Consider the following 14,941-nt stretch of genomic DNA (forward strand, 5'->3'; position numbering starts at 1 on the left):
GGCGAAACCCTTAGCGATGACCGTACACGCGTGGACGCGTGTAATAGTCGATGAGCGGAACGGTAATGTTGGCGAGCAGGACGGCAAAAGCCACGCCGTCCGGGTAGCCACCAAAGCTGCGAATGAGCCAGACCAGCAGGCCTGCCAGCGCGCCGAAGATCAGGCGTCCGCGGTTAGTCGTTGAGGCCGTCACCGGATCCGTCAGGATAAAGAAGGCACCCAACATGGTCGCGCCGGAGAGCAGGTGCATCTGCGGGCTGGCCAGTGATTCAGGAGAGAATACCCAGCCCAGCGTGGCGCAGACCGCCAGCGTCACCAGGAAGCTGACCGGAATATGCCAGCGGATGGCTTTCTGCTGCAGCAGGAACAGGCCGCCCAGCAGATACGCCAGGTTGACCCACTGCCAGCCGGCACCCGCCAGCACGCCGCTGTAGATCGCCGATTTCATGATCTGCTCAACGCTGTGCCCGGCATGCAGGGACGTTTTAAAGGTATCAAGCGGCGTCGCCTGGCTGATACCGTCCACGCCCATACGCAGCGCGTTCATATCGGCACCGAGTGCCGTATGGCCGGTAAAGATCACGTGCAGAGCATCCATGAAGCCCGGAACCGTGGCCGCAATCTCGTGCGGTGGCAGCCAACTGGTCATCTGTACCGGGAAGGAGATCAGCAGCACCACGTAGCCAATCATCGCCGGGTTAAACGGGTTATGGCCCAGTCCACCATACAGCTGTTTGGCAATGATCACCGCAAACACGGTGCCGAGGATCACCATCCACCACGGGGCAAACGGCGGGATACTGATAGCCAGCAGCAGGCCGGTCAGCAACGCGGAGTTGTCGGCAAGAATGCGTGAGACCGCTGCCTTGCGCAGCTTAAGGACAAGCGCTTCCGCCGCTAAGGCGCTGGCACAGCCCAGGATTATCTGGAACAGGGTTCCCCAGCCGAAAAACCAGCACTGAACGGCAATGCCCGGCAGCGCCGCCAGGCAGACCAGCATCATAATGCGCGATGTCTGGCGCTGATTGTGGGTGTAAGGGGAGCTTGCGATTCTGAAAACCATTTAATCCTCGTTAACTGCTTGCTGTGCGGCTTTCTTTGCCTGAACGCGCGCAATGGCGGCGGCGACGGCGGCTTTGCGCGGGTCATCATTGGCGGCCTGCGGTTGTTCATCCTGCTGCGCCGCTTTGCGCGCTTTAGCGCGGGCAATCGCCGCTTCGACGGCGGCTTTACGCGGGTCGACCGGCGCTTCGGGTTCTGCGGTTTGCGTCTGCTGTGCCGCCTTGCGCGCTTTGGCACGGGCAATCGCCGCCTCAACGGCCGCTTTGCGAGGGTCGACCGCTTCCTGCTCAACCACCACGTTCTGCTCGCCGGCTTTGCGTGCTTTGGCGCGCGCTATTGCTGCTTCAACGGCGGCTTTGCGTGGGTCAACCTCAGCATCCGTCTGGGTCGTTTGCGCTTTTTCTGCCTGACGGGCGCGGGCCTGAGCTTTACGCGCTTCACGCGCAGCAATCGCTTCGCTGTTGTCCGGCTTCTCGCCGGCCGGGATCACCACAGGCTGCGCCGCAGTGGTTTTTTTCTCGCGAACGCGCGCCAGTGCGGCGTTAATTGCATCCTGATCTTTCTCGCCTGGCTGAACGGCGGCCTGCTTATGGCGCTCCTGACGGGCAATTTTTTCGCGTTCCAGTCGCGCCTGACGTGCTTCAAAGCGCGCTTTGGCTTCTGCTGCGCGTTTTTCTTCCATGGAGATGGCATAAATTTCCGCCTTCTCCTGGCGGAAATACTGCACCAGAGGAATGTTGCTAGGGCAGACCCAGGCGCAGGCGCCGCATTCGATACAGTCGGCCAGGTTATGGGCTTTCGCCTTGTCGTGCAGTTGGCCTTTGCTGTACCAGTACAGCTGCTGCGGAAGCAGATCCGCCGGGCAGGCGTCGGCACAGGCGCTGCAGCGAATACAGCCTTTTTCTTCCTGCTCTTCACCCATCTCGGTCGGGGAAGGGGCGAGCAGGCAGTTGGTGATTTTGACTACCGGCACATCGAGCCACGGCAGGGTAAAGCCCATCAGCGGACCGCCCATTATCACCATCTGGTCGCTTGACGGGCAAAACTCAGCCTGCTCCAGCAGGTGACGCACCGGCGTACCCAGACGCGCCCAGACGTTGCCCGGACGAGAGACCGCTTCCCCGGTCAGCGTTACCACGCGCTCGGTCAGCGGCTCGCCGTCGATTACCGCGCGCTTAACGGCGTACGCGGTGCCGACGTTCTGCATCAGCACGCCGATATCTGAAGAGCGTCCGCCGTGCGGAACCTGCTTACCGGTGAGAATTTGCGTCAGCTGTTTAGCACCGCCAGAGGGGTACTTGGTCGGGATAACGCGCAGGCTAATATCGTGACTGCCCGCCAGCACGGCGCGCAGCATTGAGATAGCCTGCGGTTTATTGTCTTCGATACCGATCAGCACTTCCCGCGGCTGCAGAATGTGCGCGAGGATGCGGATGCCTTCCACCACCTGGGCGGCGCAGTCCTGCATCAGACGATCGTCGGCGGTGATGTACGGTTCGCATTCGGCGGCGTTGATAATCAGCGTCTGAATATTATCGCCACCGCCGCGCAGTTTGACGCCGGTCGGGAAGCCTGCGCCGCCGAGGCCGGCAACGCCGAACTGATGAATGCGCTCGATGAGCGCTTCGCGGCTATGGGAGCGGTAGTCGCTCCAGCCGTCACGGTCGATCCAGCGGTCTTCGCCGTCGGCTTCAATCATCACGCTCAGCTCTGAGAGCGCTGACGGATGCGCCACCGTATGCGGCGCGATGGCGACCACCTTACCGGAGGTGGGGGCGTGCACCGGCAGCATACGTCCGCGACCAAAGGTCAGCGGCTGACCGCGAAGGACGGTATCGCCTTCTTTCACGCACAGCTCACCCTCCGCGCCGATGTGCTGCTTGAGCGGCATAACGAAACGGGTCGCCAGCGGAATTTGACGCAGCGGCGTGCCGTTAGACTGGGTTTTCATCTCCGGTGGGTGAATACCCCCGTCAAAGTTCCAAATCTTCTCTTTTCTGAAAGCAGAAAATAACTTAAGCATGTTGTTCCACAGGAATATTGCGAACCGGAATGGTTTGAAGATCCCATTTCCAGCTTTCGGTAGTCGTTTCAACCGGGCGCAGCTCGATACATTGCGTCGGGCAGGGTGCTACGCAGAGGTTACAGCCGGTGCACAGGTCCGCCACCACGGTGTGCATGGCGCGCGTTGCGCCAACAATGGCGTCGACCGGGCAGGCCTGAATACATTTGGTGCAGCCGATGCAGTTCGCTTCGTCGATCACGGCCAGCGCGCGGACTGGCTCCTGCACATCCGCATCGCCGTCAACTGGCTGCGGGTCAACGTTTAGCAGGGCCGCAATTTTCAACATCACCGCTTCGCCACCGGGCGCACAGCGGTTAATTTTCTCACCCTGAACCCCTACCGCTTCGGCATAGGGGCGGCAGCCCGGGTAGCCACACTGCCCGCACTGGCTTTGTGGCAGAAGCTCATCAATTTTCTCTACAACGGGATCGTCCTCTACCGCGAAACGGCGGGAGGCGTAACCCAGGATAAGGCCAAACACCAACCCCAGGACGCTGATAGAGGCGATGGCAATCCAGATAGCATTCATTACAACTTCACCAGACCACTAAAGCCCATAAAGGCCAGAGACATTAAACCGGCGGTCACCAGCGCAATCGCGTTACCGCGGAAGGGTGCAGGAATATCCGCTGCCGCCAGGCGCTCGCGAATAGAAGCAAACAGCACCATGACCAGCGAGAAACCGACGGCCGCAGAAAAGCCATACAGCGCCGACTGCATAAAATTATGGCCAAGGTTGATGTTCAGCAGCGCCACGCCGAGAACGGCGCAGTTGGTGGTGATCAGCGGCAGGAAGATACCCAGCAGGCGATAGAGCGCCGGGCTGGTTTTGCGCACCACCATTTCGGTAAATTGCACCACCACCGCGATAACCAGAATAAAGGCCAGCGTACGGAGATAGGTTAACCCCAGCGGAATGAGGATCCAGGTATCAATCCACCACGCGCAGATGGACGCCAGCGTCATGACGAAGGTCGTCGCCAGCCCCATGCCCATTGCCGTTTCCAGTTTTTTGGAAACGCCCATAAACGGACACAGGCCAAGGAACTTCACCAGAACGAAGTTGTTAACCAGCACGGTGCCGACAAAGAGCAGTAAGTAATCGGTCATTATTTAGCCTGAAATAAAAAAGCCGCCTATTATCGGACAAACACACGCAGGCGACAACAGGTTATCTGTAGGGTTATTACGGGTTCACGAAAGTGTTTTTCACCCGTGTCGAACGCTTGAAGTAGGGCACCAGCAGTGCCGCGGCCAGCAACGGGAAAAGCAGCTGACGAACGGCCAGCGCGTCTGAAACGGGCGAAAAAGCAAATGCCTTCACCGCCAGCAGGACCGAAACCAGCAGCCAGATAATGTAGTGCTTAGGCACATTCTTACGGCGCTTAAAGAAGGCAATGGTCAGCCACAGCGTGTAGTACCACATCCCGATCGCGAAAACGAACGACACAAACCACAACGCAATATTAAGTACGCTTTGCGACATCAGGGTCTGGATGGCGTGGGGGGTAATCAGTGCGGTGGTATAAAGCAGCAGCGCAAGTGATGCGCTTAATAAGGCAACCAGCAGCCATGCCAGTGGGGCGATTAACCAGCCTCCAATGCGTTCTCCAGGCGTTGCGGTCATGAACTCTCCCATAATCTGCGCGAAATGTTGTACAGCCAGTTGGCAGGGCGGAGAGTATATAACATTTCGCGCGGATGGCTACTTTCTTATAAAACGTAACGCCATACGGACTTAGGCACTTCGCCGACGTTGAACAAACGACCACCGGAGACCAGCTCCGCACGGCGATGGTCAGCGGCGCGATACATATTAATGATGTCCTGATTATCCGACAGGGTGTAGTTCAGATGGTCAAACAGTTTTTCCAGGCTCTCAAGCGAATTGATCTTGCGAAATTTTAATAAATAGTCCTGAACTGTCATATTAATAAGTTTCCATATAAAAGTGAGTAATACCAGTTAAGGTAATTCGTTCGAATAATAAACGGATTAATAAAGACGTAAACAGCCCACTCAGGTAACGCGACGAAATTAGGAGTTTTCTTTGCTGAAATTCAGGCATCAGACGATGCCTGGAAGAGAAGGTTAACCGTGTTCACCAGGGCTGGCAATAAGTAACTGACATATTATGTCACTCTTTATTGCAGTAACCGGTTACTTAGGTTGAGCGACGGTGACAGGCTCCGGCGGCTGGTAGTTATCGATATGGCTGGCAACGCCCAGCAAAATGACCGAAACCCCAAGGACAATCCATCCCGCTAATTCAATGATTCGATTAATAATTGACGTCATGATACGTAATTGTACTTTATCCATAAAGACAGGGCGCAAATGTTACAGCGACGTTTCCCTGACGGCAAGGGCTTTGGGAACGGTTCCCTTAAACAAAATCAGTAGGTTAATACTATGTAACAAAAACAATCCGTATAACCTGCTATTTTACGTCATAGGGCACATTATTAATCCGTGGTAATGCCAGGCTAGCCAGTGTGAAATAAGAACGTCATAACAGAGGATGGCACTATGAGTGATAATATCCGCGTTGGGCTTATCGGTTACGGGTACGCGAGCAAAACGTTTCATGCGCCTCTGATAGCCGGGACGCCGGGCATGGCGCTGGCGGCGGTATCCAGCAGCGACGCTACAAAAGTCCATGCCGACTGGCCTTCCGTGCCGGTTGTCTCAGAGCCGAAACATCTTTTCAACGATCCCAATATTGATTTAATCGTTATCCCCACGCCGAACGATACCCACTTTCCGCTGGCAAAGGCCGCGCTGGAAGCCGGGAAACATGTGGTTGTCGATAAACCCTTCACCGTGACGCTGTCACAGGCGCGCGAGCTGGATGCCCTGGGAAAGAGTCTGGGCAGGCTGCTGTCGGTGTTTCATAACCGCCGCTGGGACAGCGATTTTCTGACGGTAAAACGGCTTCTCAGTGAAGGCACGTTAGGGGAGATCCTCTTTTTTGAATCCCACTTTGACCGTTTTCGTCCGCAGGTACGAAACCGCTGGCGCGAGCAGGCCGGCCCTGGCAGCGGCATCTGGTATGATTTAGCCCCGCATCTGCTGGATCAGGCCGTCAATCTTTTTGGCCTTCCGGTGAGCATGACGGTCGATCTGGCCCAGCTCAGACCCGGGGCGCAGACAACCGATTACTTCCACGCGGTGCTCAGTTACCCGCAGCGGCGGATTGTGCTGCACGGTACGATGGTCGCGGCTGCAGAATCTGCCCGCTATATTATTCACGGCACGCGCGGGAGCTACGTGAAGTTTGGTCTCGACCCGCAGGAAGACAGGCTGAAAAACGGTGAGCGTCTGCCGCAGGAAGACTGGGGCTATGATATGCGCGACGGCGTCATCACGCGGGTGGAAGGCGAGGAGCTGGTCGAAGAGACCTTGCTGACGATACCGGGTAACTATCCGGCGTATTATGCCGCTATTCGCGATGCGCTAAACGGCACGGGGGAGAACCCGGTTCCGGCCAGCCAGGCGATACAAATTATGGAGCTGATTGAGCTGGGCATCGAATCTGCCAAACATCGCGCCACGCTCTGTCTGGCATAAGTTTTTGACGTTGTTGTAGGCCGGGTAAGGCGTAGCCGCCACCCGGCAAAAGGGTTTACGCGGTTGCCACCTTATCCCGCAGAGCCTGCTTCTCTGCAGGCGTCAGGAAGGCAATTTCCAGCCCGTTGATCTGCGCCTGACGGATCTGCTCGCGGCTCAACCCCGCCTGCGGAGCTGCGATGTTGTACTCGTGGATGATATCAACGCCCTGAACCGCCGGATCGTCCGTATTCAGAGAGGCCAGCACGCCGTGTTCAAGGAACGTTTTCAGCGGGTGCTGCGACAGCGATGCTACGGTGCTGGTCTGAATGTTAGACGTCAGGCACGACTCAATACCGATACGCTGCTCCGCAAGGAAATCCATCAGCGCGCGATCTTCGACCGCCTTCACGCCGTGACCAATACGCTCTGCGCCCAGCTCGCGGATGGCCTGCCAGATGCTTTCCGGGCCAGCCGCTTCACCCGCATGTACGGTAATGTGCCAGCCGGCATCGCGCGCGCGGTTGAAGTGGGAGAGGAACAGGCTACCCGGGAAGCCCAGCTCGTCACCGGCGAGGTCGACGGCGGTGATGGCATCACGATGGGCCAGCAGCGCTTCCAGCTCCTGCAGGCAGGCGGTTTCGCCGAACGTACGGCTCATGATGCCGATCAGACGGGCCTGAACGTCGAAGGTTTTACACCCTTCGCGGACGCCTTCAATAACGGCTTCCACCACGCCTGCAATGGGCAGGTTGTGGGTCATCGCCATATAGCCCGGCGAGAAGCGCAGCTCGACGTAGTGCAGGCCGTTGCGGGCGGCATCTTCGATGTTCTCAAACGCCACGCGGCGGCAGGCATCCAGCGACGCCAGCATCTTCACGCCCCAGTCGAGTTTGCTCAGGAAGCTCACCAGGTCCGGTTCATTAGAGGTCACCTGTACGTGAGGGATCAAGGACTCAAGGGTCTGAGCAGGAAGCGTTAAATTGAACTGGCGGCCAAGATCGAGGATGGTTTGGGCACGAATGTTACCGTCAAGGTGACGATGAATATCAGTTAAAGGCAGGCGTGTATCAATCATGGTCGCACTCTTTTCTGGTTAAAGTGCGCCATATTATAAAAACAAAACGGGGTAAAAAGCTATTTGCGCAAGGGAATATTCCGTTGCGCAAGTTAATTACAGGAGCGTGTTAATCCCGGCGATGAGGCGTTGAACCCCTTGCTCCAGCTTGCTGCGGGGGCAGCCCGCATTTAAGCGCACAAAGCCATTTCCCTCTTTCCCGTAGGTATATCCCGGCATGATGGCGACTTTTTGCTGCTCGATCAGCACTGTTTGCAGCGCCCGATCGTCAATGTTCAGTGGGCGCAGATCGATCCAGGCCAGATAGGTCGCTTCCGGTGGCTGCCAGTTCAGTTTCGGAAAAGCGCGGTTTACTTCCTGCGCAATATACGACAAATTCCCTTCGAGATAACCCCGCAGGGCATCCAGCCACGGCTCTCCCTGCTGGTAGGCGGCGATATGCGCCGTCAGCGCCAGCACGGAAGGGGAAGAGAGCCCATCCCGTCCTTTTAGCGCGCTGAGATAGCCGTTACGGCTCTCTTCATCGCCGATCAGGCCGTAAGCCCCCGTCAGCGCCGGAATGTTAAAGCTTTTCGAGCCGGAGGTCAGAAGCGCCCATTTGCCCCGCGCCACGGCGTTCCACGGCGTGTGACGATGTTCTCCCCACACCATGTCCATATGGATTTCATCGCTGATAACCGCCACGTCATAGCGTGCGCACAGTTCCGCCATGTGCGTCAGCTCATCCCGCGTCCAGACCTTGCCGGTCGGGTTCTGCGGGCTGCACAACAGTAAAATTTTGTTTTCCGGTTTCGCCAGCGCCGCTTCGAGGGCCGCCATATTGCCCTGCCAGCCTGCAGCCTGCTTTTCCATCTCAACCGCCACAACACGACGCGCGTTACCCTCAATGGCTTTATAAAACGCATCGTAAGCCGGGGTGTGCACCACCACGCCGTCGCCAGGGGTTGACCAGAGGCGTATCAGTTCAGAGACCATGTAGATGACTGACGGACCATAAACCACGCTTTCAGTATCAATCCGGCTGTTAAAACGCTGCTGGAACCAGTGCGCGACGGCGGCGAGAAACTCGTCGTTTTTCCAGCGGCTATAGCCAAACACGCCGTGATGAATGCGCTGATGCAGCGCGTCGATTATGCAGGGGGCGGTGGCGAAATCCATATCCGAGATGGTGAAGGGCAGCAGATCGTCCGCGCCAAAACGGTCGGCGACGTAGTCCCACTGCGTACACCAGGTGCCGTGTCGATCCACGACGGTGGAGAAATCAAACATGCTTTAATCCTTAACGTAAAACCCCCTCATGGTGAGGGGGCGGAGGCATCAGGCTTCTACTGTTCGCATCAGGGTTGCCAGCTCATCTTTCACTGACTGTACCTGCGGGCCGATAACCACCTGCAAATTGTGCTGATTTAACTGTACCACGCCGATAGCCCGGTTGGCTTTCAGGGCGTTGGTATCCACTTTTGACATATCCGCCACCGACAAACGCAGGCGGGTAATGCAGTTATCCAGCGAGGTGATGTTATCCGCACCGCCCAGCGCCGCCAGAATGGCAGGGGTGTTGTAGCCGGATTTACCCACGGTACCGGCAACCGCCTGTTCCACGCTGGTGGCCGTATCGGTATCGCGGCCTGGCGTTTTCAGGTTAAAGCGGGTGATGGCGAAGCGGAAGATCCCGTAGTACACCACGAACCAGATTGCCGCCACGACCGGGACCAGATACCACTTGGTGGAGAGGCCGTGCAGGATCCCGAAGACCACGAAGTCAATCACGTTGCCGTCGGTGTTACCGATGGTGACGCCCAGCACCGCCATCACGGTAAAGCCCAGACCGGTCAGCACAGCGTGAATCAGATACAGCACCGGCGCAACGAACAGGAACAGGAACTCGATAGGCTCGGTGGTCCCGCCCACGACGCAGGCGATCACGCCGGAAATCAGCAGGCCTTTAATTTTATGACGGTTTTCCGGACGTGCGCAGTGGTACATCGCCAGCGCGGCACCCGGCAGGCCGCCGAGGAAGGCAGGCATTTTACCCTGAGACAGGAAGCGGGTGGCGCTTTCAGAGAAACCGTGGGTAGTCGGGCAGCTCAGCTGCGCCTGGAAGATGGTCAGCGCACCGCTCACGTCGTGACCGCACACCTCCATCGTCCCGCCCGCTTCGGTGAAGCGAATCAGGGCCACCAGGATGTGCTGCAGGCCAAACGGCAGGAGCAGACGCTCGCCGGTACCGAAGATCATCGGACCGAAATCTCCCGCGCCGTTGATGATGCGGCCAATGCCGTTGATGCCCATCGCGAAGACCGGCCAGATCAGCGGAATGATCAGACCAAACAGGCCCATCACCACCAGGGTGATAATCGGTACAAAGCGGGTACCGCCGAAGAAGGCCAGGGCATCCGGCAGACGGATATTGTGGAAGCGCTCGTGCAGCATCCAGATAATCACCCCGGCGATCACCGCCCCGAGGATCCCGGTATCAATAGACTGGATACCAATCACGCTCTGAATGTTGTTAGCTTTCAGTACGGCAGCGTCGGTGGTCGGCAGAATGCCTTTCGCGGTCAGCCAGAAGTTAACCGCGAGGTTCATCACCGCGTAGCCCACAAAACCGGCAAACGCCGCGACGCCTTTGTTCTCGCGGGCCAGGCCCAGCGGGATAGCAATACAGAACATCACGGGCAGGAAACTAAACGCGAAGGAGCCGACTTTACTCATCCAGATAAAGATCGCCTGCAGCACGGGGGTGCCGAGGAACGGGATCAGCGTGATGACGTCTTTACTGCTGAGGGAGCTGCCGATACCCAGCATGATCCCGCAGAACGAGAGGAGTGCCACGGGCAGCATAAAGGTTTTACCCAGTTGCTGGAAAAATTCCCACAGCGATATTTTTTGTGCTGCTTTCGCCGTCATAAAACGACTCCTTTATTGTTAAAATCAGTTTGTCTGCTTCAATGCTGCGAGAAGATAAAACGTTTTATCAAAGTTTAGTGCGCGCTAAATCACATTCTCAGGCTTTGACTGGTAGTATAAAGATAACGTATTGATAAAACGTTTTACCGATCTCATTTTTCAGGGAGTCACTCCAGGACATGGCTGTAGCGAAGAAAGTCACCATCAACGATGTCGCGCTGGCGGCGGGGGTTTCCGTCAGCACCGTTTCTCTGGTACTGAGCGGAAAAGGGCGCATCTCTCCCGCGACCGGTCAGCGGGTGAACGAGGCGGTTGAACAGCTGGGCTTTGTGCGTAACCGCCAGGCGTCGGCGTTGCGCGGTGGGCAAAGCGGGGTGATTGGACTGATTGTTCGTGACCTGACGTCACCGTTCTATGCGGAGTTAACCGCCGGGTTAACCGAAGCGCTTGAAGCGCAGGGGCGGATGGTCTTTCTGCTGCACGGCGGGCGCGAGGCCGATCAGTTGCTTTCCCGGCTCGATATGTTGCTGAACCAGGGGGTGGACGGGGTGATCGTCGCCGGAGCATCGGGCGTGGGCAGTGAACTGTGCGAGCGCGCCGCCGAAAAAGGCGTGCCGCTGGTGTTTGCCTCGCGCGCCAGCTACCTCGACGAAGCCGATACGTTGCGCCCGGATAACATGCAGGCCGCGCAAATGCTGACCGAGCATCTTATTCGTCGTGGGCATCAGCGCATTGCCTGGCTGGGGGGTAAAAGCTCGTCCCTGACCCGCGCCGAGCGGGTCGGCGGCTATTGTGCGACGCTGATTAAATACGGCCTGCCGTTCCACAGCGAGTGGGTTGTTGAGTGTGAGTCCAGCCAGAAGATGGCGGCGGAAGCGATAGGCGCGCTGCTGCGAAGCAGTCCGACCATCAGCGCCGTTATTTGCTATAACGATGTGATCGCCATGGGCGCCTGGTTTGGCCTGATCCGCGCCGGGCGCCAGAGCGGCGAGGGCGGGGTGGAAACCTTCTTCGGCCACCAGGTGGCGCTGGGGGCGTTCGCCGACGTTGGGGAAAACGCCCTCGACGACCTGCCGATCGTCTGGGCCACCACCCCTGCGCGGGAGATGGGTTACACCCTGGCGGACAGAATCATGCAGCGTATCGACAATGCGGATGTGCAGGCCGGGCACCAGATTGTGGCGGCGCGGTTAGTGACGGTGAAATAATATCGCCCGGCGGCGCTGCGCTTACACGGGCCTGTAACGGCCCGGAATCGTAGGCCGGGTAAGCGTCAGCGCCACCCGGCAATAAAAAACCCCTCATGCGAGGGGTTTTGACGTTTACTGTTGCGGTGCCGCCGGTTCGGCTGGCGCTGCCGGTTCAGCTGGTTCCGGCATCCCCAGAGCAGGCATACCAAACATGCCGACGAAGTCTTCCAGCGGCATTTTGTCGCCGTTGAGCGTGACCTGGCCGTTGGCGTACTGCAGGCTGGTGGAAATCATGTTGTTGTCCACCTTCGTGATGCGGAACATCTGGCCCATTGCCGCCAGACCTTTCACCTGCTGGTTCGCCAGCTTGCCGGCATCTTCATCGCCGTAGCCTTCCAGTTTCGCAATCTGGGTCATAAACTCGGTCGCCATATCCATCGGGATGGTCAGCTTGCTGTCGAGCGACTTCACGCTGCGATCCACTTCCTGCGCCAGCGTCTGCGGTTCACCCGTTGCAGTGGCCGGATCTTTCAGGAACAGAGACAGGTTGAAGCTGGTTTCGCCTTTGCTGTTTTTCCAGCTCAGCGGCGCAACGGTGATCACCGGCTCGCCTTTCAGCAGGATCGGCAGGTTGTTGAACAGTACCGCCATCGCCTGCTGCTGGTACACTTCCGGATTCTGCTGCAGTGCGGTATCGGTAAGCAGCGCCTGGCTCTCTTTGCTGTATTTCTGGCTGAATTCGTGCCACGCCTGGCCGTCGATATTGCCGATCTTCAGCGACAGTTTGCCGGTGCCCAGATCCTGATTCTGTACTTTCAGGCTCTTCAGCGTGTAATCCAGCTGGGTATTGATGCTCTTGCCGTCTTTGGACACGTCGGATTTTCCGTTTACGTCCATGCCTTCCAGCACGGCCATCTCTTTCCCTTCAACCGCAATGGCAACTTTATCGAGAGACAGTTTCTGATCGCCGATACGCTCTTTGAAATCGGTCATGCGGCTGTTGCCGTCGGCTTTCAGGTTGTTGAAGGTGAGCTGAACTTTTTGATTGTATTCGTTCACGGCATTGACCAGGCCGCTTTCCGCTTCACCCGTCAGGGAGAACACGTTTCCGTCGCGGTCCGCGTCAAGTTTGAAGTGACCGCCGCTAAAAGCAACTTTCTCATTCTCTTTCTCGTAGTTCAGCGCTTTCAGGGCAATATCAGAACTCGTGTCACCGGCATAGCTGATGCGGGTGTCGATCTCGAAAGGTGAGGTATTTTTGGCCAGATCGAACAGCGGTTTGGTGACGTCGTTATTCACCAGGACCGTGTGAACGGACGCCATCGACGGGATCAGATTAAAGGACTTCAGCTGCGCCAGCGGGAAGGGACCGTGGCTTACCACTTCATCCAGCACCACGCTCTGGCCCGGTTTCAGCCAGCCGTTTTCCGTACCGGCAACCGGCTTCACCACAACCTGCATATGGCTGGTAAACACACCGCGCTCATAGTTCTGGTAGCTCAGCTCAAGGCCCGCTTCCGGCGCGCTACGCTTAATCTCTCCGTTAGCCTGCGCCACCATCTCAGCCAGACGGCCTTCCAGCTGTTTCCCGGTAAACCAGGAGGCACCCGTCCAGACCACGCCTAACGCTACAATCACTCCTACCGCTACGACCGATTTTTTCATTGCGACTATCCCTAAAATGAAACCAGGCGGTAAAAACCGCCTGGAGATATTAAGCCTGCAACTAGCTTAGCAAGAGTTGTTAAAAAAATCAGTAAGTCCCTAATACCCGTCATACTTCAAGTTGCCTGTGCGTTGGCTTTCCTCGCTCACCCCAGTCACGTACTTATGTACGCTCCTGGGGATTCGCTGCGTCGCCGCCTTCATGCAACTCGAATTATTTAGGGTATAGCTTATTGAAAACGCGCGCCAGACGACCGGTGCCGCTTACGCTGACCGGAGACTCATTGGCTGCAACGAAGGCTGATTCACCGGGCTTAAGCACCAGACGCTGTTCGCCTTTGCGCAGCGTCGCTTCGCCTTCCACGCAGAACAGGATCGCCGCGCTCTCCTGAGCCACAGACGTTTCGGCGCTGCTCAGGTCGTGCAGGGAGAAGGCAAAATCGTCCACCGGAATCGGGAAATCCAGCTCTGCGCCGTTTTTCACCGGCTGAGTCAGCAGCTCTGCGGCAGGTTTCGCCACAAACTTCACGTTGGCAACCAGCTCGGGGATGTCGATGTATTTTGGCGTCAGGCCCGCGCGCAGCACGTTATCGGAGTTGGCCATCACCTCCAGCGCCACGCCCTGAAGGTAGGCGTGCGGGGTTTCAGCGAACAGGAACATTGCTTCACCCGGATTCAGCTTCACCACGTTCAGCAGCAGAGGGGAGAACAGGCCGCTGTCGTCCGGATAGAATTCGGAAATCAGACGGATGGTCTCCCACGGTTCACCCTGCTGGCTGTCCAGGGCGGCTTTCAGTACCGCCAGCGCGTGGGACTTCTCTTCACCCTGCATATTCAGCAGGCTGGCAAACAGCTGGCTAAGCGCGTCGGCGTTCGGGTTTTCAAGGAAATGCGCGATAGCGTTATGGGCACCCGCGACCGGCTGCAGCAGGGAGATAATTTCTGAAAACTCGCGGAATGCGTTCATCGCCAGGAACGGTGTCAGCGCGAACACCAGTTCCGGCTTGTGGTTAGGATCTTTGTAGTTACGCTCGGCGGCGTCTAACGGAATACCTGCCGCGTTCTCTTTCGCAAAGCCGATTTCAGACGCTTGCTTGTTCGGGTGAACCTGGATGGAGAGCGGCTGGTCTGCGCACAGCACTTTAAACAGGAACGGCAGTTCGCCAAAGCGCTGAGCCACTTTGTCGCCCAGCAGCGCGGCTTTATCGGCCTCTATTACGTCACGCAGGCTGCGCACCTGGCCGCTGGCGTCTTCAATTTTTGAGCTGCTCTTCGGGTGCGCCCCCATCCACAGTTCTGCCATCGGCAGGTTGTTCGGGTTGGCGATACCGTAGAGATCCGTTAACGCAGTTTTACTTCCCCAGGCGTAGTTCTGCACTGAGTTAATGAGTTTTTGCATTATCAAGCCCTGATTCAATGATG

At 57.4% G+C, this 14,941-nt stretch carries 14 protein-coding genes; 2 read left to right on the forward strand and 12 right to left on the reverse strand.

Going from position 1 to position 14,941, the window contains the following annotated elements:
* Positions 1 to 10: 10 nt before the first annotated feature.
* From rsxD to blr, 7 genes are all read right to left on the reverse strand, one after another.
* Positions 11 to 1,063 carry an electron transport complex subunit RsxD gene (rsxD, locus tag ACMWJS_RS02630; RefSeq protein WP_024909350.1) on the reverse strand — a complete coding sequence of 351 codons (1,053 nt, stop codon included), beginning with the start codon at positions 1,061 to 1,063 and terminating at the stop codon, positions 11 to 13.
* Positions 1,064 to 3,085 (reverse strand): electron transport complex subunit RsxC, encoded by a 2,022-nt coding sequence (rsxC, locus tag ACMWJS_RS02635; RefSeq protein ID WP_414746539.1) that lies wholly within the window; start codon positions 3,083 to 3,085, stop codon positions 1,064 to 1,066. It lies immediately after the preceding gene.
* Complete coding sequence (gene rsxB, locus ACMWJS_RS02640) at positions 3,078 to 3,656, reverse strand: electron transport complex subunit RsxB (RefSeq protein WP_032651615.1); 579 nt, start codon at positions 3,654 to 3,656, stop codon at positions 3,078 to 3,080. Before rsxB ends, rsxC begins: the two co-directional genes overlap by 8 nt.
* A complete protein-coding gene (gene rsxA / locus ACMWJS_RS02645) occupies positions 3,656 to 4,237 on the reverse strand; it encodes an electron transport complex subunit RsxA (protein ID WP_008500564.1) in 582 nt (193 codons plus the stop codon). Before rsxA ends, rsxB begins: the two co-directional genes overlap by 1 nt.
* A 76-nt stretch (positions 4,238 to 4,313) precedes the next feature.
* Positions 4,314 to 4,754: a DUF2569 domain-containing protein gene (locus ACMWJS_RS02650; protein WP_045910336.1), complete on the reverse strand. Its 441-nt coding sequence runs from the start codon at positions 4,752 to 4,754 to the stop codon at positions 4,314 to 4,316.
* Between the two features lie 86 nt (positions 4,755 to 4,840).
* The gene (ydgT, locus tag ACMWJS_RS02655; RefSeq protein WP_013096896.1) at positions 4,841 to 5,056 is read right to left on the reverse strand and encodes a transcription modulator YdgT; all 216 of its coding nucleotides are present in this window, start codon (positions 5,054 to 5,056) and stop codon (positions 4,841 to 4,843) included.
* 231 nt (positions 5,057 to 5,287) lie between these two features.
* Positions 5,288 to 5,413 carry a division septum protein Blr gene (gene blr, locus ACMWJS_RS02660; RefSeq protein ID WP_168112406.1) on the reverse strand — a complete coding sequence of 42 codons (126 nt, stop codon included), beginning with the start codon at positions 5,411 to 5,413 and terminating at the stop codon, positions 5,288 to 5,290.
* 243 nt (positions 5,414 to 5,656) lie between these two features.
* On the opposite strand from blr, the gene ACMWJS_RS02665 reads away from it, so the two are divergent.
* On the forward strand, positions 5,657 to 6,697 hold the full coding sequence (locus ACMWJS_RS02665; protein ID WP_414746540.1) for an oxidoreductase: 1,041 nt from the start codon (positions 5,657 to 5,659) through the stop codon (positions 6,695 to 6,697).
* Between the two features lie 55 nt (positions 6,698 to 6,752).
* Here ACMWJS_RS02665 and add read toward each other — a convergent pair whose 3' ends face one another.
* The 3 genes from add to malX all read right to left on the reverse strand — a co-directional run bounded on the left by add (position 6,753) and on the right by malX (position 10,664).
* Complete coding sequence (add, locus tag ACMWJS_RS02670) at positions 6,753 to 7,754, reverse strand: adenosine deaminase (RefSeq protein ID WP_414746541.1); 1,002 nt, start codon at positions 7,752 to 7,754, stop codon at positions 6,753 to 6,755.
* Between the two features lie 96 nt (positions 7,755 to 7,850).
* Positions 7,851 to 9,023 carry a MalY/PatB family protein gene (locus ACMWJS_RS02675; protein WP_414746542.1) on the reverse strand — a complete coding sequence of 391 codons (1,173 nt, stop codon included), beginning with the start codon at positions 9,021 to 9,023 and terminating at the stop codon, positions 7,851 to 7,853.
* A gap of 48 nt (positions 9,024 to 9,071) precedes the next feature.
* Positions 9,072 to 10,664 (reverse strand): maltose/glucose-specific PTS transporter subunit IIBC, encoded by a 1,593-nt coding sequence (gene malX / locus ACMWJS_RS02680; protein WP_063621468.1) that lies wholly within the window; start codon positions 10,662 to 10,664, stop codon positions 9,072 to 9,074.
* 179 nt (positions 10,665 to 10,843) lie between these two features.
* Between malX and ACMWJS_RS02685 the strand changes: the two genes are divergently transcribed.
* Complete coding sequence (locus tag ACMWJS_RS02685) at positions 10,844 to 11,872, forward strand: Mal regulon transcriptional regulator MalI (RefSeq protein ID WP_252073457.1); 1,029 nt, start codon at positions 10,844 to 10,846, stop codon at positions 11,870 to 11,872.
* A gap of 114 nt (positions 11,873 to 11,986) precedes the next feature.
* Here ACMWJS_RS02685 and ACMWJS_RS02690 read toward each other — a convergent pair whose 3' ends face one another.
* Together ACMWJS_RS02690 and manA are read right to left on the reverse strand one after the other, a co-directional pair.
* The gene (locus tag ACMWJS_RS02690; protein WP_414746543.1) at positions 11,987 to 13,519 is read right to left on the reverse strand and encodes a YdgA family protein; all 1,533 of its coding nucleotides are present in this window, start codon (positions 13,517 to 13,519) and stop codon (positions 11,987 to 11,989) included.
* A 214-nt stretch (positions 13,520 to 13,733) separates the two neighbouring features.
* Positions 13,734 to 14,918: a mannose-6-phosphate isomerase gene (gene manA, locus ACMWJS_RS02695; protein WP_063621470.1), complete on the reverse strand. Its 1,185-nt coding sequence runs from the start codon at positions 14,916 to 14,918 to the stop codon at positions 13,734 to 13,736.
* Between the last annotated feature and the right edge of the window lie 23 nt (positions 14,919 to 14,941).

Origin of the sequence: Enterobacter sp. HK-058-C-ECC (assembly GCF_047531125.1) — a bacterium.
Taxonomy (GTDB): domain Bacteria; phylum Pseudomonadota; class Gammaproteobacteria; order Enterobacterales; family Enterobacteriaceae; genus Enterobacter; species Enterobacter quasiroggenkampii.